Annotated in this window: 18 protein-coding genes; 4 read left to right on the plus strand and 14 right to left on the minus strand. The window is 35.2% G+C overall.

The window, feature by feature from the left end; translation table 11 throughout:
- Position 1: 1 nt before the first annotated feature.
- The 10 genes from murC to mraZ form a co-directional block, all read right to left on the minus strand.
- Complete coding sequence (murC, locus tag DF185_RS19400) at positions 2–1,366, minus strand: UDP-N-acetylmuramate--L-alanine ligase (RefSeq protein WP_110362759.1); 1,365 nt, start codon at positions 1,364–1,366, stop codon at positions 2–4.
- Position 1,367: 1 nt separating this feature from the next.
- Positions 1,368–2,468, minus strand: a complete 1,101-nt coding sequence (gene murG, locus DF185_RS19405) for an undecaprenyldiphospho-muramoylpentapeptide beta-N-acetylglucosaminyltransferase (RefSeq protein ID WP_110362761.1) — start codon at positions 2,466–2,468, stop codon at positions 1,368–1,370.
- Positions 2,452–3,642 carry an FtsW/RodA/SpoVE family cell cycle protein gene (locus tag DF185_RS19410; protein WP_243421803.1) on the minus strand — a complete coding sequence of 397 codons (1,191 nt, stop codon included), beginning with the start codon at positions 3,640–3,642 and terminating at the stop codon, positions 2,452–2,454. Before DF185_RS19410 ends, murG begins: the two co-directional genes overlap by 17 nt.
- A gap of 15 nt (positions 3,643–3,657) precedes the next feature.
- Positions 3,658–4,995 carry a UDP-N-acetylmuramoyl-L-alanine--D-glutamate ligase gene (murD, locus tag DF185_RS19415; RefSeq protein WP_110363054.1) on the minus strand — a complete coding sequence of 446 codons (1,338 nt, stop codon included), beginning with the start codon at positions 4,993–4,995 and terminating at the stop codon, positions 3,658–3,660.
- Positions 4,996–5,000: 5 nt separating this feature from the next.
- The gene (gene mraY / locus DF185_RS19420) at positions 5,001–6,254 is read right to left on the minus strand and encodes a phospho-N-acetylmuramoyl-pentapeptide-transferase (RefSeq protein WP_110362763.1); all 1,254 of its coding nucleotides are present in this window, start codon (positions 6,252–6,254) and stop codon (positions 5,001–5,003) included.
- 2 nt (positions 6,255–6,256) lie between these two features.
- Entirely contained in the window at positions 6,257–7,714 is a 1,458-nt protein-coding gene (locus DF185_RS19425) for a UDP-N-acetylmuramoyl-L-alanyl-D-glutamate--2,6-diaminopimelate ligase (protein ID WP_165836079.1), read from the minus strand.
- 10 nt (positions 7,715–7,724) lie between these two features.
- Positions 7,725–9,842, minus strand: a complete 2,118-nt coding sequence (locus DF185_RS19430; RefSeq protein WP_110362765.1) for a PASTA domain-containing penicillin-binding protein — start codon at positions 9,840–9,842, stop codon at positions 7,725–7,727.
- Complete coding sequence (locus DF185_RS19435; protein ID WP_110362767.1) at positions 9,842–10,222, minus strand: FtsL-like putative cell division protein; 381 nt, start codon at positions 10,220–10,222, stop codon at positions 9,842–9,844. The genes DF185_RS19430 and DF185_RS19435 overlap by 1 nt, the downstream gene beginning before the upstream one ends.
- Before the next feature lies 1 nt (position 10,223).
- Positions 10,224–11,129 (minus strand): 16S rRNA (cytosine(1402)-N(4))-methyltransferase RsmH, encoded by a 906-nt coding sequence (gene rsmH / locus DF185_RS19440; protein ID WP_110362769.1) that lies wholly within the window; start codon positions 11,127–11,129, stop codon positions 10,224–10,226.
- A 64-nt stretch (positions 11,130–11,193) separates the two neighbouring features.
- Entirely contained in the window at positions 11,194–11,658 is a 465-nt protein-coding gene (gene mraZ, locus DF185_RS19445) for a division/cell wall cluster transcriptional repressor MraZ (RefSeq protein WP_110362771.1), read from the minus strand.
- A 207-nt stretch (positions 11,659–11,865) separates the two neighbouring features.
- Between mraZ and glsA the strand changes: the two genes are divergently transcribed.
- Together glsA and glsB are read left to right on the plus strand one after the other, a co-directional pair.
- Positions 11,866–12,696: a lyso-glycine lipid O-acyltransferase GlsA gene (gene glsA, locus DF185_RS19450; RefSeq protein WP_110362773.1), complete on the plus strand. Its 831-nt coding sequence runs from the start codon at positions 11,866–11,868 to the stop codon at positions 12,694–12,696.
- 126 nt (positions 12,697–12,822) lie between these two features.
- On the plus strand, positions 12,823–13,803 hold the full coding sequence (gene glsB / locus DF185_RS19455; RefSeq protein WP_110362775.1) for a glycine N(alpha)-acyltransferase GlsB: 981 nt from the start codon (positions 12,823–12,825) through the stop codon (positions 13,801–13,803).
- 65 nt (positions 13,804–13,868) lie between these two features.
- Here the strand turns inward: glsB and DF185_RS19460 are convergent, their stop codons facing one another.
- From DF185_RS19460 to DF185_RS19470, 3 genes are read right to left on the minus strand one after another with little or no spacing between them, the layout of a single operon-like run.
- The gene (locus DF185_RS19460) at positions 13,869–15,770 is read right to left on the minus strand and encodes an amidophosphoribosyltransferase (protein WP_110362777.1); all 1,902 of its coding nucleotides are present in this window, start codon (positions 15,768–15,770) and stop codon (positions 13,869–13,871) included.
- A 37-nt stretch (positions 15,771–15,807) separates the two neighbouring features.
- The gene (locus DF185_RS19465; RefSeq protein ID WP_133250096.1) at positions 15,808–16,287 is read right to left on the minus strand and encodes a hypothetical protein; all 480 of its coding nucleotides are present in this window, start codon (positions 16,285–16,287) and stop codon (positions 15,808–15,810) included.
- A gap of 49 nt (positions 16,288–16,336) precedes the next feature.
- A complete protein-coding gene (locus DF185_RS19470) occupies positions 16,337–17,173 on the minus strand; it encodes a universal stress protein (protein WP_110362782.1) in 837 nt (278 codons plus the stop codon).
- Between the two features lie 410 nt (positions 17,174–17,583).
- Between DF185_RS19470 and miaB the strand changes: the two genes are divergently transcribed.
- Together miaB and DF185_RS19480 are read left to right on the plus strand one after the other, a co-directional pair.
- The gene (gene miaB, locus DF185_RS19475; protein ID WP_110362784.1) at positions 17,584–18,915 is read left to right on the plus strand and encodes a tRNA (N6-isopentenyl adenosine(37)-C2)-methylthiotransferase MiaB; all 1,332 of its coding nucleotides are present in this window, start codon (positions 17,584–17,586) and stop codon (positions 18,913–18,915) included.
- 66 nt (positions 18,916–18,981) lie between these two features.
- On the plus strand, positions 18,982–19,500 hold the full coding sequence (locus DF185_RS19480) for a GNAT family N-acetyltransferase (protein ID WP_110362786.1): 519 nt from the start codon (positions 18,982–18,984) through the stop codon (positions 19,498–19,500).
- A 5-nt stretch (positions 19,501–19,505) separates the two neighbouring features.
- Here the strand turns inward: DF185_RS19480 and DF185_RS19485 are convergent, their stop codons facing one another.
- Positions 19,506–19,817, minus strand: a complete 312-nt coding sequence (locus tag DF185_RS19485) for an STAS domain-containing protein (protein WP_110362788.1) — start codon at positions 19,815–19,817, stop codon at positions 19,506–19,508.
- Between the last annotated feature and the right edge of the window lie 58 nt (positions 19,818–19,875).

Consider the following 19,875-nt stretch of genomic DNA (forward strand, 5'->3'; position numbering starts at 1 on the left):
ATTATTTTTCTATCAACATATTTTTAATTGGCTCAACCAATTTATCTATATCCCCAGCACCTAGGGTTAAAAGAACTTCCAAATCTTTTTGTTCTAACAAACCAATTAACTCCTCTTTTGAACAAATACACACAGGAACTGTAATATTTTTCATGATCATCTTAGAGTTTACCCCTGCAATTGGCAATTCTCTAGCCGGATAAATATCCAGCAGAATAACTTCATCCAACAAGCTTAAACTCTCAGCAAATCCTTCTGCAAAATCTCTTGTTCTGGTATACAAATGCGGTTGAAAAACTCCCGTTATTTTCTTGTTCGGATAAATATCTCTAACTGATGATATACTTTCTTTCAACTCCTTTGGGTGATGTGCATAATCATCAATAAAAACCAAATTGTCTTGTCTAATTTGATAATCGAACCTTCTTCGGACACCCTCGAATGATGACAATGCAGATCTGATTTCCTCTTCCTTTACTCCTCCAAGAATAGCAACACTACAAGCTCCTATTGCATTTTCCACATTAATTTTCCCCGGATAAGAAAACTTTAATTTTTTAAATACTCCTTGCGGATAAACCAAATCAAACTCGTAGAATCCTTCTACAAGCGTTAAGTTTTTTGCATAAAAATCTGCGACTTCATTCAATGAATAGGTATACTTTTCAAGCTCGATATTTTCAAGATGTAAACCTTTTTTATGAACTAGTATTCCATCCTGCTTTATTTGACCAGCATATTCCTGAAAACTCTTTTCAAGTTCAGATTTATCTCCATAAATATCCAAATGGTCAGCATCCATTGAGGTAATCAAAGCTATTTTAGGATGCAATTGCAAAAAAGAACGATCAAACTCGTCGGCTTCCAAAATTACCCATGGACTATCTTTACTCAATAAAAGATTAGATTGATAGTTTCTTGATATACCTCCCAAAAAAGCATTACATCCCAATTTTGAATTGTTAAAAATATGAGCTGTTATGGTTGAAACCGTAGTTTTTCCATGAGTACCCGCAATTCCAATTCCATTTAAATCATCCGAAAGCAATCCCAAAACCTGAGATCGTTTCATAATGGTATAGCTATTCAATTTAAAATAGCTCAATTGCTGATGATCTTTTGGAATGGCAGGTGTAAACACAACCAATGTATTTTCTTTATTCAGAAATTCATTTGGTATTGTATCCAAATCATCTTCAAAAGTAATGCTAATACCTTCCTCCAAAAGTTCTCCCGTCAGTTTGGTAGATGTTCTGTCATATCCAAACACATTCTTACCAATGGAATGGAAGTAGCGTGCAATTGCACTCATTCCAATTCCTCCGATACCAACGAAATAAATATTTTTAAAATCTTCTAACTTCATATTATATCATTGCTAGAATGTGTTCTGCTATATCGTCTGCTGCATCAGGTTTGGCAAGTAACTTACAATTCTTTGCCAACTGAGCACATCTTTCTTCCTTATTGATTAGGTCTAAAGCTTTTGGAATTAAATCCACTTCAGCTTCAGCATCCTTTACCATTACTGCGGCATCTTTATTTACCAATGCCATTGCATTTTTGGTTTGGTGATCTTCCGAAACATTAGGAGATGGCACCAAAATACATGCTTTCTCTACCAAGCACAATTCAGAAATGGTTCCTGCTCCAGCTCTTGAAATTACAATATCAGCAGCAGCATAAGCCAAATCCATACGACTCAAAAAATCAGTAACCTTTAAATTAGGCAAATCCCAATCCTCCAGTTCCTTCTTTACTTTTTCTATATAAAATTTACCTGTTTGCCAAATCACCTGAACTCCCAATTGAGAAATGGCATCCAACGAATTTAAAACACTATTGTTTATGGTTCTTGCTCCTAGACTTCCACCAACAATCAATATTGTTTTTTTATCAAATTTTAAACCAAAGTGCTTTAAGGCTTCCTCTCTTTTCGATTCAATTTCCAGCAAATCCTTACGAACAGGATTCCCTGTCATCACAATCTTCTCTTTCGGGAAGAATCGCTCCATTCCTTCATAGGCAACACATATCTTTTTAGCCTTTTTAGCTAGTAATTTATTGGTGATCCCAGCATAGGAGTTTTGCTCCTGAATTAATGCAGGCACACCTAATTTTGCTGCAACATGCAACAATGGTCCGCTGGCATAACCTCCAACTCCAACAACCGCGTCAGGTTCAAATCCCTTCACAATTGCTTTTGCTTTCCATATACTTTTAAGCAAACGAGAGAAAAATTTCAGGTTCTCTTTCGACAAGCTTCTTTGTAAACCTCGAATAGGCAAACCAATTATATCATATCCAGCAGCAGGCACTTTTTCCATTTCCATTTTTCCTTCGGCGCCTACAAACAAAATTTCACAATCCTGATGCTTTTGTTTTAAGGCATTGGCAATAGAAATGGCCGGATAGATATGTCCTCCGGTTCCTCCTCCGCTAACTATTATTTTAATTTTCTGCTTCATTTAATCTTTTTTCTTCTTCGTTTGCCCAATTGCTAATACTTAATATCATCCCCAAAGCGGCACTCGTAAATATTAAGGATGTTCCCCCCATACTTACCAAAGGCAAAGGTTGACCAGTCACCGGAATTAAATTTACCGAAACAGCCATATTTGTCAAGGCCTGAAAAACGATACTTAGTGTTAATCCTATCACCAAAAATGCGGGAAATGTTCTACTACATTTCCGGACTATTATTCCAGCCCGATACAATAAGAACAGATATAAGGCAAGAATTCCAAATCCTCCAACCCATCCCATTTCCTCGAGTATTATGGCATAAATAAAATCGGAATATGGATGTGGTAAAAAATTACGCTGTGTACTATTACCTGGCATTTTTCCAAAAATACCACCTGAAACAACTGCAATTTTTGCTTGTTCCACCTGGTAGTTTTGATTATTATTTATACTTCGTTCCTCATCAAAAAAGTTCTCGATTCTACTTCGAACCGTTTGAACACGCCCTAAACTCGGAATTACCGGAGCCAATACAATTAACAACACCAAAACTAGCAATACAGCAGCAATACTACCAAACAAATATTTATAAGCTACACGACCTATAAACATCAAAATATAACAGATACCTCCTAATAACACAGAGGTAGAAAAGTCATCTAAAAATATCAGAAAGCACACTATTCCTATTGGAATAATCAGATGAATAAAAGCTTCTTTACTACATCCGAGCTTTCCTTGAAACCTCGATAAAGTCCTGGAAACATGCAATATCAAGGCCAGCTTTGCCAATTCAGAGGGTTGGAAATTAAATCCAATTCCTGGAATTGTTATCCATCGGGAAGCATCATTCAAATTCGTTCCAATTAATTTGGCCAATATTAGCATCCCAACCGATATTACCAGAATGATGTTTGCAAAACTGGAATAATATCGATGTGGCATGGCATGTACAAAGTACATTATGACAAAACATCCACCTAATAAAACCAACTGCTTTATCAAGAAATAAGATGTGTTTCCTCCTCGAACTTTATAAGCCAAGGTTCCCGTTGAGCTATAAACCACCAGCAACGAAACCAAAGACAATAGTAAAATGACAATCCAAATTACTTTATCGCCTCTTAGTTTAGGATTCTTAATCCAGTTCCACATTCTTGCCAGCCAGTTCTGCATAAACTATTCCTCTTTTTACAGATTTCTTACTTCTTCTTTAAATTGATCACCTCGGTCTTCATACGATTTAAACAAATCGAAACTTGCACATGCAGGTGATAACAATACTACCTCATCCTTATTAGCGATTTCATAGGATAATTTAACAGCCTTTTCCATCGAATCTGCGTCAACGATGGTCTTCACTCTTCCATCAAAAGCTTTATGAATTTTTTCATTGTCAACACCTAAACACACAATCCCCTTCACTTTCACATCCACCAAGTCAAAAAGTACTGAGTAGTCGTTTCCCTTATCAACACCACCAACAATCCAAACTACAGGTTCTTCCATACTCTCCAATGCATACCAAGTTGAATTAATGTTTGTAGCTTTTGAATCATTGATAAACTGAATGCCACGTACTTTCACAACTTTTTCCAATCGGTGATTTACACCCTGAAAATCACTTAGACTCTCACGTATTGCATCTTTTCTAATGCCTAGTACACTTCCGGCAATTCCTGATGCCAATGAGTTATATACGTTGTGTATTCCAGGTAATGATAAATCCTTTTTATCCATAGATATTTTGTATTCGTTACAATCAATTGTTAACAATTCTTTCTCAAGCCATCCACCTGTTTTCAGTTCTTTTTTAACTGAAAAAGGAAATAGTTGAACCTTAGAGTTCCAATTCTCCATTTCTTTACTGATGATTTCATCATCGCAACAATACACAAAAGCATCACTTTCTGTAAGGTTCTGTATAATTCGAAACTTCGAATCGACATAGTTCTGCATTTTATAATCGTACCGATCTAAATGATCAGGTGTAATATTTAATAATATCGCAATATCCGCTTTGAACTGATACATTCCATCCAGCTGAAAACTGCTCAATTCAAGCACGTAGTAATTAAAATTTTTCTCGGCAACTTGCCAAGCTAAACTTTCGCCAACATTACCAGCTAAACCAACATTTAAGCCTGCTTTTTTTAGCATATGATAAAGCATTAATGTTGTAGTGGTTTTGCCGTTACTACCCGTAATGCAAATCATCTTTGCTTTACTATATCTTCCTGCAAATTCAATTTCAGAGATTACAGGAATACCTTTACTCTTCAGCTTTAAAATTAAAGGCGCCTTATCTGGAATTCCAGGGCTTTTCACTACTTCATTTGCTGAAAGTATTTTGTCTTCGCTATGTTCTCCCTCTTCAAAATCTATTTTATACTCTTGAAGAGCTTTTTTGTACTTATCACTGATTTTTCCAAGATCAGATACAAACACATCGAATCCTTTCGCCTGAGCCAGAACTGCTGCTCCAACTCCACTTTCTCCTGCACCTAATATGACAATTCTTTCTGCCATAAACATTAACGAATTTTAAGCGTTACAATCGTGATCACCGCAAGGAAAATTCCAATAATCCAGAAACGAGTTACAATTTTTGGTTCCGGATATCCCTTCATTTGGTAGTGATGATGTAAGGGAGCCATTCTAAATATTCTTCGGCCTTCGCCATACTTCTTCCTAGTATATTTAAACCATGAAACCTGCATCATTACCGAAATATTCTCTACCAGGAAGATTCCACATAAAATAGGAATCAGCAATTCTTTATGAATAATTATTGCAAATACTGCAATAATTCCACCAAGTGATAACGAACCTGTATCTCCCATAAATACTTGTGCAGGGAATGAATTGTACCACATAAATCCAATGGTTGCACCAATAAATGCAGCTATAAATACTACCAGCTCACCAGAATTTGGAATATACATGATATTCAAATAGTCAGCATAAACAACGTGCCCCGACACATAAGCCAGAATCCCCAATGTAGCTCCAATAATTGCTGATGATCCTGTTGCTAAACCATCTAATCCATCGGTAATATTTGCACCATTGGAAACTGCTGTTACAATAAATATTGTGATAATTATAAACACCAACCAAGCCAATTTAGGAGCATGTTCTCCCGCAAAACTTACAAGATATTCATAGTCAAACTCGTTATTTTTAAAGAATGGGATAGTAGTTTTTGTTGACTTCACATCAGTTGTAAGTCTGGTAGCTCCTGGTTCTTCTGAAGTAAATCCTTCATCTACCAACTCTGTTTTTACACCAATTTCGTCAATATCCGCTTTTTCACGAACTACAACATCATCACTCAAATAAAGAGTAAGACCAACAATTAAACCAAGCCCAATCTGACCTGCTACCTTAAACCTTCCCTTTAATCCTTCTTTGTCTTTCTTGAATACTTTAATGTAATCATCAACAAAGCCAATAAAACCAAGCCAAACTGTGGTTATTACCATTAATATGATATAGGTATTCTCTAATTTTGCAAAAAGTAGAACAGGAATCAAAATCGAAATGATAATGATAATTCCTCCCATTGTAGGAGTACCTTTTTTCTCAAGCTGACCAGCTAAACCCAAATCACGGACTATCTCCCCAATTTGTTGTTTTTGAAGCAATAAAATGATTTTCTTCCCAAATACCGTTGAAATAAACAAGGACAACATAATTGCCATTGACGCACGAAATGAAATGTAATCGAACATTCCAGCACCCGGAAAATCTAACTGATTTAAATATCTGAACAAATAATAAAACATACCTACAGTTTAAAAATTTCTTGTATTACTTCTTTATCATCAAAATGATGTTTCACTCCTTTTATTTCCTGGTAATCCTCGTGACCTTTTCCTGCCACCAGGATGATATCTCCTTTTTGTGCCAACATGCAAGCTGTACGAATGGCCTCTTTTCTATCGGTAATTGCTAAAACTTTTCTCAAGTCACTAGCATCAACACCTTCTTTCATATCCGAAATAATCTGATCTGGTTCTTCCGACCTTGGATTATCCGACGTCAAAATCACCTTATCACTTAAATTCGCACTAATTTTTGCCATTGTTGGTCGCTTGGTTTTGTCTCTATCTCCACCACATCCAACAACAGTTATCACCTGCTCGTTTCTGGTTCGTAATGCTTCTATGGTTTCCAAAACATTTTTCAAAGCATCCGGAGTATGCGCATAATCAACAATGGCCATAACTCCTTCTGGTGATATAATACTCTCAAATCTTCCATCAACTGAAGTTAGTTCGCTAATTCCACGAAGTACTTCTTCCTTATCCTGATTTAATAACCTTGCTGCAGCATACACCGCCAATAAGTTGTGAGCATTAAAATCACCAATAAAATTGGTCCAGGTTTCAACGCCATCAATCTCCATCAACATTCCGGTAAAATGCTTTTCCAAAATCTTACATCTGAAATCAGCAAAAGAACGAGATGAATACAAAAACTTATGTGCTTCTGTATTTTGCAGCATCAATTTCCCATTCTTATCGTCAGCATTCGTTATGGCAAAAGATGTTTTACCTAAATCATCAAAAAAGCGCTTCTTCACTTTTAAGTACGCATCAAATGTTTTGTGATAATCCAAATGATCATGCGTAATATTGGTAAATATTCCACCTTTATAATCTAGAGCTCCAATGCGTTTCTGATCGATTGCATGAGAACTTACTTCCATAAAGCAAAACTCACACCCTTCAGCAACCATATCTGCAAGCAATGCGTTTAATTGCAATGGATCAGGAGTGGTATGAGTAGCAACAATTTCTTTCTCATCCACATAATTTCTTACCGTAGATAACAATCCCACTTTGTACCCTAACTTTTTGAAAAGTCGATACAATAAAGTAGCAACTGTTGTTTTTCCATTTGTTCCGGTAACACCTACCAGTTGAATATCATGTGTTGGTTTTCCATAGTAATTATGCGCCAATTCAGACAATACAGTCAATGAATCTTCAACAATGATATATGTAATTTCAGAGTTAGTAACCTCTGGCAATTCTTCACAAACAATCACTTTTACACCTTTCTCTTCTACTGATGCAATATACTTGTGTCCATCACTCACAGTTCCCCTGCAAGCTACAAAAAGGTCTCCTTCCTCTACCTTTCGGGAATCAAAATGAATGTTGTTGATCTCAACATCACTCATCCCCTTTAGGCTTTCTATTTTAACCGAACTAAAAAGTTCATTAATCTTCACACTCATATCTTATTCTTTAAGATAAATCAATAGTTATTCTATCTCCCGAACGGAAATTGCTACCAGGACGCAAAGATTGTTTGGAAACGGAACCAACTCCACGTACTTGAACTCTCAACCCTACATTTTCCAATATATATAATGCGTCTTGCACTCCCATTCCTTTTACATTCGGAACCAAAAAGTTCTTTACTCTTCTGTATTTGTATTCAATCACAGAGTCTTTACGAGATGTAACGACCCATTCTGTTTGAATTTTCGGGTTTGTGATATCAATATTCAAATCATCAAAAACCAAATCTAAATCCTCTTTGCTCCCGTTAAGCGAAATTGGCACTTTAGGTCCTTCCTCTTCTTCATTTTTTCTTTCCGGATGCATGGAATAGCTCATTGCATAAACCTTATCAGAAATGGATTTAAAAACCGGACCTGCAACCTGATTACCATAAAACCCTTTCGTTTTATTTGGGCGATTAATTACTACTACACAAGAATACATAGGATCATCAGCAGGAAAATAGCCTACAAATGAAGCTTGATAAACTTTATGACCATAGCCTTTTTTACCATCTGCAATTTGCGCCGTTCCAGTTTTACCAGCAATCTTATAGTTTGAATTTCTCAAGTTTCTGGCAGTTCCTCTCAAAACTACACCTTCCAACATATTCTGAATGGTTTCCAATGTTTGTCCTGAACAAATTTTTGACTTTAAAACTTCTTCATCAAACTTTGAGATCACTTCACCATGATATCTAATCTCCTTTACAAACTTCGGTTTCATCATTTTACCATCATTGGCAATTGCATTGTAAAAAGTTAGCGTTTGTAATGGAGTTTGATGCACCGAATATCCTATGGACATCCATGGCAATGAAATTCCGGACCAGGTTGGATCATCAGGATATTTTATTTTTGGCGTACCTTCACCTCTAATTTCTAGTCCAAGAGGTTCATTTAAACGAAAATCGTACAATCGATTAATAAATTCTCTTGGTTTATTTTTATAGTGCTCATCTACCAATCTCGAAATTCCAACATTCGAAGATTTTTCAAAAGCTTCCTGAACAGTTATCTTTCCATATCCTCCATGATGAGAATCTCTCATTTTTGCATTGTAAAAACGGTAAATTCCGTTACCAGTATCAACCGAATCCATTGGACCAACATAACCATCCTCCAACAAAGCCATCATAGATGCCAGCTTAAAGGTTGAACCGGGTTCGGTTGCCTCCCCAATAGCATAGTTATACAACTCGCGATACACTTTTTTCTTCTCGTCATAACCAATGTTAGCGATGGCTTTAATGGCACCTGTTTTCACTTCCATTAAAATGGCTGATCCATGATGCGCATTATATTTCACCAATTGATGATACAAAGCCGACTCTGCCACATCCTGATAATTGACATCAATGGTTGTAATCAGATCATTTCCATCCTTGGGCTCCACCATGTTTACAGGCAACCATCTTCCCGACATTTTTTGCAAGATACTAACACCATCAACTCCTTTCAGCTCACTTTCAAATGCACCCTCCATGCCTACTCTACCAATCAACTTGTTGTTATCTTCTTTATTCAGATAACCAATGGTTCTTGTAGCCAGATTTCTGTGAGGTTGTTGCCGTTTATTCTCTTGTTCACAAATTAAACCGCCTTTGTTTTTGCCCAAGCGGAACAATGGAAAAGTTTTAATCACTTTAAGTTCATTGTAATTTACCTTACGGCGATTTATCAAGACATATCGGTTAGATTTTTTCTTGTACTTTGAGTTCCATAAAAGTCGACGATATTCATTCTTCGATTTGTCATTAAAAAATCTTGACAAACAAAGAGCCAATGAATCAACTTTCGATTTAAACACTTCATCTGTTAAACCTGCAGCTCTAAAGTCCATTCTTATTTGATAATATGGCAAAGAAGTGGCTAAAATACGTCCATCCTCAGCACAAATATCTCCTCTATTGGCACGTACAATCACATCTCGTTGTGATATTTTTTGAGCCTTTCCTCTCCAATAATCTCCTTCGAACAATTGTAAGGTTACAACGCGTCCTACAATCATTAATGCAAAGAGCATTACAACTGCATACACCAAACCAACTCGCCATATGATATCTTTTTTTATTGGCACTATTTATCGATGTAAATTTTAACAGGAGGTTCTGTTGATTCAGTCAAACCCAAACCTTCCTTTTGAACTCGTTTTAAAACTTCCGATTGCTTACTCATATACATTAAATCCGAAGCCGTTGTAATCGACTCGAATCTTAAATCTTTTAATTCTTTTTCAAGGCTAACCATATCTCTATAAACCTTTTCTGATTTATATCGATTACTGATATAGAAAATACCAAGGCAAACCAAAAAAAGCACAAATGGCAATTGCTGCACAACTGCCGATTTAGTCAAAATACTACCGTCGATAAAATCCTTTACCGAAGCACTGGAAATCTCTTTCTGTTCTTTGGTAGGACTTACAAAATCGTTGTATTTTTTTCTAAATCTGAACATGCTATTTTAAATTTGGTTTTGCAATTCGAAGCTTGGCACTTCTTGCTCTACCGTTTCTTTCAATTTCTTCTTCGCTTGGCAAAATCACTTTCCTATTTACACTTGTCAGTGGTGTTTGAACATTGCCAAAGAAATCTTTCTCAGCTCCTCCTTCAAACTTACCATCACGTATGTAATTTTTCACCAATCGATCCTCCAACGAGTGATAAGTTATCACTACTAATCTACCTTCAGGCTTCAACACATCCGCACATTGCTCCAGCATTTCTTTGAGAACATCCATTTCCTTGTTCACCTCAATTCTTAGTGCTTGAAACACCTGAGCCAAATATTTATGATCTTTAAACTTTGGCACACATGGAGCGATCACCTCTTTAAACTGTTGAATGGTCTCAAAATTGTTCTCTTTGCGATAATTTTCTATCAATTTCACCAACTTGCCAGGATTCTTCACTTCTCCATACAGTTTGAAAATTTTAAACAAATCTTCAACATCGTAATCATTAAGAATATCAGCTGCCGTAAAATCCGAACTCTGGTTCATTCTCATATCTAAATCACCATCGAAACGGAAAGAAAAACCACGCTCTGCTACATCAAATTCGTGAGAAGAAACTCCTAAATCAGCTAAAATTCCATCGATTTTCTCATACCCCAAGTACTTTATAAAGTTTTTGAAGTATCTGAAATTGTGACGAACGAAAATAAAATTTTCATCATCTGGAACATTGGCTTCAGCATCTTCATCCTGGTCAAAACCAATCAATTTTCCAGTAGTTAAATGCTTCAATATTTCTCTTGAGTGACCACCTCCACCAAAGGTTAAATCCACATAGATTCCCTCAGGATTTATTTTCAACCCCTCAATACATTCATCCAACAAAACTGGTATATGATATTCACTCATTTCTAATCTTTTAATCACTATTTAAATCAAGCGCGAAGAAAGCCAATGTTTTTCTCAAAATCAATTATAAACCAGGATTAATACTCCCTCCTAAAATCTCATTTGCCAGACTGCTAAAATCATCGTCTGACAGTGCTGGTTTTTCGTAGGCTTCAGTATTCCAAATTTCGATCTTATCATCCTGCCCGGCTAAAGTGATATCCTTTCTAAAACCCGCAAACTCAAAAAACTTTTTGGGAATTAAGATTCTTCCATTACTATCAATCTGTACCTCTGCAGTACCTCTATAAAATTCACGCATAAATGCAGCATGTTTTTTATTGAAGGTATTTACTCTGGCCCTAACCATCTCAATTTGCCTTTCCCATTCTTTCATCGGATACAAATCGAGACACTTGTCATGCAGATTTTTTCTAAGCACACAACGATTCTCAGAATCTCCATTTAAAAGCTTCCGAAACGCCGAAGGCAGCAACACACGACCTTTCGCGTCTAATTTGCATTTATAATCACCTATGAATGTTTGCATTAAAAAAATCGATTTACATTTGTAAAATTAGAGAAAAAAACTCCCACTTTCAACCACATAGTCCCACTTTTATTGTATTGTTGATAACTTTTCTTTGCTGCAACAATTATTTATTATGCGGTATGCTCTATTATGTCCCTAAAATTAGACTAACAATGCAATAAATTTGCGATATTTGCAGGTCTAAATAATCTATGCTAAACTTTTATGGAAAGTAATTCAGATAATTATTTGAAAATTGATATCGAAAAAGTATTTGCAAGTAAAAGCAAAAAACTGGCAAAGCTTCTTCCTGGTTTTATTGTGCGATATCTAAAACGCATCATTCATCAAGATGAAATCAACGATTTTCTATCTAGAAATTACCAAAAACAGGGCATTGAATTTGCGGATAGTGTTTTAGAAGAGCTTGATATCAAATTCAAAATTGAAGGGCTTGAAAATATCGATAAAAACGGAAGATATTTATTTGCATCCAATCATCCACTTGGAGGTCCTGATGGAATCATTCTAATTAGCATATTCGGAAAAGAATTTAGCAGCATTAGGTTTCTGGTAAATGATATCTTAATGAATATCAAAAACCTAAACGATGTATTTATTCCAATAAACAAACATGGAGGACAAGCAAAAGCTGCTGCAATTTTATTAGAGAGTGCATATCAATCCGAAGCCACTATTATAACCTTCCCGGCAGGTTTGGTCTCGCGCAAACAGAAAGGAAAAATTGAAGATCTGGAATGGAAGAAAAGTTTTATTGCAAAAGCAATAAAGCACAAAAGAGATATTGTACCCATACACATGGATGGCAGAAACTCTAACTTTTTCTACAATTTAGCCAATTTGAGAAAATTCTTTGGATTAAAATCTAATTTGGAAATGTTATATTTGCCAAACGAACTATTTAAGCAAAGAGGAAAAACCTTTACTGTCAGAATTGGAAAGCCTGTTTCTTATAAAACTTTTGATAAGAGCTTATCGTATGATAAGTGGGCCGAAAAAATAAAAAGAGAATCTTACAAACTTGCAGACCACTAAAAACGAATATTACTTTTATCAAAAATTAAATAACATTAATATTATTTGTTTCGATTAGTGATTAATTTCGTTGCCCATTAGAACCAAAAATAAAACCATCCTACTTAGGATTAATACCACTTTAAAATGAAAGAAATTATACCCCCTGTACCAAGAAAAGAGCTTGAAAAAGAGCTAACAGAAGAGAGATTTGTGCGCAAGACCAACAAGGGGTCTAATGAAATCTATTGCTTTACTCATCATGATTCGCCAAACTTAATGAAAGAAGTTGGTCGACTAAGAGAAATTACTTTTAGAAAAGCTGGTGGTGGAACCGGGAAAGAACTTGATATCGACAAATTCGACATTGATGAAAAACCATATCACCAATTAATTGTTTGGGATCCTAAAGCCAAAGAAATTTTAGGTGGTTATCGTTATATTTTGTGTAGCGAAGCTCCTGTTGATGAAAATGGAGATATCTATTTGGCAACATCGAGACTTTTTAACTTCTCAGATGATTTTAAAAAGAATTATATGCCACACATGATTGAGCTTGGCCGTTCTTTTGTTCAGCCAGATTATCAATCAATAAAAAAAGGAAGAAAAAGCTTGTATGCTTTAGATAATTTATGGGATGGACTTGGTGCTTTAATTGTTGATTATCCTGAAATTAAATATTTCTTTGGTAAGGTTACCATGTATCCTGATTACAATAGAGATGCAAGGAATCACATTTTATATTTCATGAACAAGATGTTTAATGATGTAGAAAAATTGGCATGGCCAACCACTCCACTTCAAACAAACATGAATGAAGAGCAATTGGCGAAAGATTTTTGCGGTGAAACTTTCGATGAGAATTATAAAATCTTATCACAAAATGTAAGAAAAAACGGGGAAAACATTCCTCCGCTTATCAATGCTTACATGGGTTTATCACCAACAATGAAATGCTTTGGCACTGCAGTGAACACACACTTTGGCGATGTTGAAGAAACAGGAATCATGATTACGATTGCAGATGTTTACGATCAGAAGATAGACAGACACACATCGTCATATTTATCGTTTCTAAAGATCAAATTACCTAAGAAACCAAATCTGAATATCTTCAAGAAAAAATAAAACCAAGTGTTATAAAATAAAAAAGCCGATCGATTTGATCGGCTTTTCTTTTCTATTTTTTCTTATTAATAAGATCTCTTATCGTTTCCTTCCACGTAGTTAATGAATGAAGTATTCACAACTTTGTTTCCTCCTGGAGTTGGATAGTTTCCAGTAAAATACCAGTCACCATTATTCTCAGGACAAGCTTCATGAAGATTTTCAATTGATTGATACACAATCTGTACTTCAGCTTCAATACCTTCCGGTGTAAGTAATTCTGCAATTTTCGCTGAAATTTCCTCCGCAGTAAAAGGCTTGTAAATTTCCTTTACGTAATTCACAATCTCTTCTTTTGGAAGATTTTCCTGAGCTTTACACTTTTTGTAAGTCTCCTCAATAATATGTTCTATTCCACGCTCTTTAAGCATAGCAATGGTTGCGTTAAAGGCAATAAATTCACCCATTCTTGTCATATCTATACCATAACAGTCTGGGTAACGAATTTGTGGAGCCGAAGAAACAATAACAATCTTTTTAGGATGTAAGCGATCTAAAATTCTTAAAATACTTTTCTTAAGTGTAGTACCACGAACAATAGAGTCATCAATCACAACAAGATTATCTTCCTGATTCTTTACAACACCATAAGTAACATCATAAACATGACCTACCAAATCATCTCTTCCTTCGTCGTTGGTAATGAAAGTCCTAAGTTTAACATCCTTAATTGCAATCTTCTCAACACGAGGTTCTACAGAAATAATCTCTTGCAATTTCTCCTCTGTCCAACTGCCATTTAAGTCGTGAATTTGCTCTTTTTTCTCTTCCATTAACTTCTGACGAACTCCTTCCATCATACCATAAAAGGCAGTTTCAGCAGTATTTGGAATAAAAGAAAATACTGTATTCTTAATGTCATGATCTACCGAATCAAGAATAGCAGGAGTCAACAATTGACCTAATTTCTTTCTTTCCAAATAGATATCCTTATCGCTACCTCTCGAGAAATAAATTCTTTCGAATGAACAAGATCTTCTTTTCTGAGGCACACGAACCGGAACCTCTTCTATCTTACCATCTTTCTTGATGATAACCGCATTACCAGGAGCAATTTCTTTTATGGTATTGGCACGAACATTAAATGTTGTTTGAATTACTGGTCTTTCCGAGGCAACAACAACAACTTCATCATCCTGATAATAAAATGCTGGACGAATTCCCCATGGATCGCGCATTACAAATGAATCGCCATGACCAAACATACCTCCAACTGCATAACCTCCATCCCAGGATCTACTTGCACTTGAAAGAATTTTTTGAATATCAATACTCTCCTCAATTAAAGGTGAAATCTCTCTATTTGAATATCCATCATTTTTATACTGACGGAACAACATTTGATTTTCTTCATCCAGATAGTGACCAACTTTTTCTAAGATTGTAACTGTATCAGTATAATCTTTAGGATGCTGTCCCAAATCAACCAAAAGATTAAAAAGTTCATCAACATTGGTTAGGTTAAAATTCCCTGCCAACACTAAATTTCTCGACTTCCAGTTGTTTTCACGCATAACAGGATGAACAAAATCAATACTGTTACGCCCGAAAGTTCCGTATCTCAAATGCCCCAAATACAATTCACCTGCAAATGGTAAGTTTTCCTTTGCCCACACAGAATCTTTAAAGCTTTCAGGATTATTCTTTTCTCCTTCACGCAATCTTCCATAAATGTTTTCGAAAACTTCTTTAATAGGTTGGTTTCCACACGATCTTTCTCTGGAAATGTACTTTTCTCCAGGAGTTTGATCTAACTTCAAACCAACAACACCTGCACCTTCTTGTCCTCTATTGTGTTGTTTTTCCATCAACAAATAAAGCTTTTGAATACCATATTGCCAAGATCCATATTTTTCCTTGTAGTATTCAAGAGGTTTAAGCAGTCGGATCATTGCTATCCCGCACTCATGCTTTAATTGGTCACTCATTCTTTTATTCTTAAATGGTTATTTAGTATGTATTTTGCTATTCTATATTGTCATCAACAATTAGCTCTTCTTCTTTCAATGGTTCCATTTCTGAAAACATTATCTCGGTTTTTACCGGATAACAATTTGGATAGAATTCAGTACAGGCTTTATACAACTCTATCGATTCAAGCTTCGTTCTAAAGTTACCTACACGAACTCTAAAATCAGGAGCAGTATACACTACATAAGCTCTTTCTTCTGGAAACAATTCCAAAAACTCATCTTTTATTTGGAAAGCTTTTTCTCTATCGGTACTCCCTCCAAAAAATATCTGAATTCTATATCCTGTGAAACTCTGTTTCTGAGAATTAATAATACTATCGGTTGCAAGCAATTGATCAATTCGTTCATCCTGAAGAATATTAACTGTACCAATTGAATCATTCTTCGTTTCAATAATTTCATAATTCTGAGCATTCGCAGAACCTCCAATCAACATGAAAACAAAAATTGCTATAAACCAACAATACTTCATAATGTATATTTAAAAATTATAAATAGCTTTTACATCTATAACCAATTGCCTATTTCCAATTAGGAACAGAAAGAATTGGCACTTCCGATTTATTAACCATCTGCTCTGCATAAGATCCAAAAAACATGCTAAAAGTTGTTTCGGCCTGTTCAGTCATAATGGCAATTAAATCTGCATTTATCTCTCTTGCATATTCGAGAGCGGTTGTGGTATTATTATCTCCTTTACGGATATCTTTTACCACTTCTATATTTTTCTCATTCAAATATTCTTCAGCCTGTCTCATATAGTGTTCAATTTTTCCAACAATTGCAGCGTCGGATGATTCATGAACGCCTAAAACATGAACTTTTGCTTTACAAGCTTCAGCCAATTCAGCCACATAAGGAATTTTCTTTCTGGTTTCATTACTGGCATCAAATGGCATTAAGATCGTACCAACCTCACTCTTCGACAATTCTTCACGAACCGTAATCACAGGACAACTTGCGTTGCTTACCACTTTAAAAGCATTGCTCCCAATAAAGAATTCTTCAAACCCCGATGCACCAAAAGCCCCCATTACAATCAAGTAAGAATCACCATACTTTGCTTGGTTAACGATCTCTCTATACACGCTACCAGTTCTTATTTTAAAATCAAAAACTCCATTCTCTACTTGGTAAGCAGGCGAATGAAGTTCTATCAGTTTTTCAAAATATTCTTGAACGGTATGCACTATTTGATCCTCAAATTCATTAAAGTGAAATGGAATCTCAAATTTCTTTGATTTTTTCACATGAATCATTCTCAAATCCGTACCGAGATGGTTTGCCAAATTAAGCGCAAACTTTAAAGCCTTGAGCGAATCACCGGAAAAATCTACTGGAACCAAAATACGTTTCATCTTTCTTAGTTTTTCATTATTCTGTGATACAAATACAGTTCCCAACTTCAATTTACATAAACAAAATTGGCAACAACGAGAGAATTCATTTCTAAACCCACTCAATATCAAGACCTTTTAAAAAGCTGAATTTGCGGGATAAAAATACACAAAATTATTTAGCAACAAACACAATTTTCAACCCAAGACATTCTTAAAAACAGAACAAAATGAATTCGAGAAGAATAAAAGCTAACACCATTAAATTTACAAATTTATCGGGGAACAAAAGACATCTATTTTTCTAACTCAAACTCAATTAATTCCTAAGCAACAGAGTTTTTATAACAATTCTAAATGATTACATTCCGCCTTGTTAATCAATTGAGATAATGTACCTTTGCACGAAATTTTAAACTGAGGATATCAGAATGAGCGAAATTAGCAAGAAATTGTTTTTGGAGACTTACGGCTGCCAAATGAATGTGGCAGACAGTGAAGTGGTTGCTGCTATTATGCAACACGATGGATTTGAGATTACCAAAACAAGAGAAGAAGCAGATGTAATTCTAGTCAACACATGTTCGGTACGTGAAAATGCAGAGCAGAGAGTTAGAGGACGAGTTCAGGGATTTTCGGAACTAAAGAAAAAGAACCCTAAACTTTTGGTAGGAGTTATTGGTTGCATGGCAGAACGTTTAGGTGATAAACTTTTTGAACAAGAGAAAAATGTAAATATTGTGGTTGGCCCAGATGCTTATATGGATCTACCTTTGCTGGTAAAAAAAGCAGAGAATGGAGAAAAAGCCATCAATATTGAATTGTCACTAACGGAAACCTACAAAGACATTTGTCCTTCAAGAATTGATGAAACTGCTATTTCGGGATTCGTTTCAATTATGCGTGGTTGCAATAATTTCTGTACTTACTGTATTGTTCCTTATACAAGAGGAAGAGAGAGAAGTCGTAATCCAGAAAGCATTATTAAAGAAGTTAGAGATTTGGCTGAAAAAGGTTACAAAGAAGTTACCTTACTTGGACAAAACGTAAACTCATTCAAATTTAAAAACTCGGTTTCAGAAATTAGTTTCCCTGAATTATTGGAAATGGTTGCCAAGGCAGAACCTAACATGAGAATTCGTTTTGCAACTTCACATCCAAAAGATATGAGTGATGATACCCTTAGAGTAATCGCGAAATATCCAAATATCTGTAAACACATTCACTTACCAGTTCAATCAGGTAGTGATTCTGTTCTTAAAGACATGCGCAGAAAATATACTCGCGAATGGTACATGAACAGAATTGAAGCCATTCGTGAAATTGTACCAGAATGTGGTATTTCAACTGATATTTTCTGCGGTTTCCATAACGAAAGTGAACAAGATTTTAAGCAAACTTTAGATCTAATGAAATGGGCAAAATACGATTTGGCTTTCATGTTTAAATACTCTGAAAGACCAGGAACATTTGCCTATAAAAATCTGGAAGATAACATTCCTGAAGATGTTAAAAGTGAACGTTTAACTCAGATGATAGAACTTCAGAATCAATTATCATTGGAAAGCAACCAAAGAGATATTGGACAAGTATTCGAAGTTTTAGTTGAAGGTGTTTCTAAAAAATCTGAAGAAGAACTTTTTGGAAGAAGCTCTCAAAATAAAGTTATTGTATTCCCAAGAAAGGATAATAAAGTTGGTGATTTTGTTCAGGTAAAAGTCACCGATTGTACTCAAGCAACATTAAGAGGAGAATCAGTATAATTCCATTGAGCCATGCAAAATGTATGGCTCATTTTTTATTCTTAAATTTATTTCAAAACATCTACAATGAAAATCTCTATCCGCCCAGAAAATAAAAATGACTACTCTACAATATCAATGATAAATGATATGGCTTTTGGTCAGGAAGCAGAAGGCAAATTGATAGAGAAATTAAGAAAGAATAAAAAGTTTATAAAAGATTTGTCATTAGTAGCCTGTATGGGCAACGAAATCATTGGCCACATTCTTTTATTTCCAATTACAATTAAGGGAAATGAACAAGAATTCAACACATTGGCATTAGCGCCAATGTCAGTTATTCCAGAATTACAAGGTTTGGGAATTGGAAGCCAATTGGTTGAAAAGGGTATTGCCAAAGCAAAAAAACTAGGACACGAATCCATAATCGTATTAGGTCACGAAAATTACTATCCTAAATTTGGTTTTAAACCAGCTAATAAATTTAATATCAGTGCACCATTTGATGTTCCTGAAAATGTATTTATGGCTTTGGAAATGGTCAAAGGTGCTTTGTCAACAGTTGAAGGAACCGTTGAATATCCAAAAGAATTTGATGAAGTTTAGCAGCTTCAGTTCTTGCCAATAGCGAATGATTCTTTCATTCCAACAAGATCTACCAATTCAATAACATCATCGGAAAGGTTCGCTAAAGAAAACAATTTCTCGTTGGCTTTGGCTAGCTCTGCAATGGCTTTTAATGCCGAAAATCCTTGCGAATCAATAAAGCTTACCCCATTTAAATCCAGCACAACTTGCTTTCCAGATTTTTCAATAAAATCAATGATTTCTTTCTTCACCATTTCCGAAATCATACTATTAATTCTGCGCGTTCCTTCTAAAGATGCAATTACAGATTGTTCTTGTATTCGAAAATTTAACATTGTAATTCTAATTGATTTTTAACTATATAGCATCAAACAAAGAAAAAGGAAATTCTTT

This window comes from Marinifilum breve, from assembly GCF_003202155.1.
Taxonomy (GTDB): Bacteria; Bacteroidota; Bacteroidia; order Bacteroidales; family Marinifilaceae; genus Marinifilum; species Marinifilum breve.

Coding starts and splice junctions, on each gene's coding strand:
- murC (WP_110362759.1), bottom strand. CDS start 1,366: ATGAAGTTAGAAGATTTTAAAAATATTTATTTCGTTGGTATCGGAGGA.
- murG (WP_110362761.1), bottom strand. CDS start 2,468: ATGAAGCAGAAAATTAAAATAATAGTTAGCGGAGGAGGAACCGGAGGA.
- DF185_RS19410 (WP_243421803.1), bottom strand. CDS start 3,642: ATGCAGAACTGGCTGGCAAGAATGTGGAACTGGATTAAGAATCCTAAA.
- murD (WP_110363054.1), bottom strand. CDS start 4,995: ATGGCAGAAAGAATTGTCATATTAGGTGCAGGAGAAAGTGGAGTTGGA.
- mraY (WP_110362763.1), bottom strand. CDS start 6,254: ATGTTTTATTATTTGTTCAGATATTTAAATCAGTTAGATTTTCCGGGT.
- DF185_RS19425 (WP_165836079.1), bottom strand. CDS start 7,714: ATGAGTGTGAAGATTAATGAACTTTTTAGTTCGGTTAAAATAGAAAGC.
- DF185_RS19435 (WP_110362767.1), bottom strand. CDS start 10,222: ATGTTCAGATTTAGAAAAAAATACAACGATTTTGTAAGTCCTACCAAA.
- rsmH (WP_110362769.1), bottom strand. CDS start 11,129: ATGAGTGAATATCATATACCAGTTTTGTTGGATGAATGTATTGAGGGG.
- mraZ (WP_110362771.1), bottom strand. CDS start 11,658: ATGCAAACATTCATAGGTGATTATAAATGCAAATTAGACGCGAAAGGT.
- glsA (WP_110362773.1), top strand. CDS start 11,866: ATGGAAAGTAATTCAGATAATTATTTGAAAATTGATATCGAAAAAGTA.
- glsB (WP_110362775.1), top strand. CDS start 12,823: ATGAAAGAAATTATACCCCCTGTACCAAGAAAAGAGCTTGAAAAAGAG.
- DF185_RS19460 (WP_110362777.1), bottom strand. CDS start 15,770: ATGAGTGACCAATTAAAGCATGAGTGCGGGATAGCAATGATCCGACTG.
- DF185_RS19465 (WP_133250096.1), bottom strand. CDS start 16,287: ATGAAGTATTGTTGGTTTATAGCAATTTTTGTTTTCATGTTGATTGGA.
- DF185_RS19470 (WP_110362782.1), bottom strand. CDS start 17,173: ATGAAACGTATTTTGGTTCCAGTAGATTTTTCCGGTGATTCGCTCAAG.
- miaB (WP_110362784.1), top strand. CDS start 17,584: ATGAGCGAAATTAGCAAGAAATTGTTTTTGGAGACTTACGGCTGCCAA.
- DF185_RS19480 (WP_110362786.1), top strand. CDS start 18,982: ATGAAAATCTCTATCCGCCCAGAAAATAAAAATGACTACTCTACAATA.
- DF185_RS19485 (WP_110362788.1), bottom strand. CDS start 19,817: ATGTTAAATTTTCGAATACAAGAACAATCTGTAATTGCATCTTTAGAA.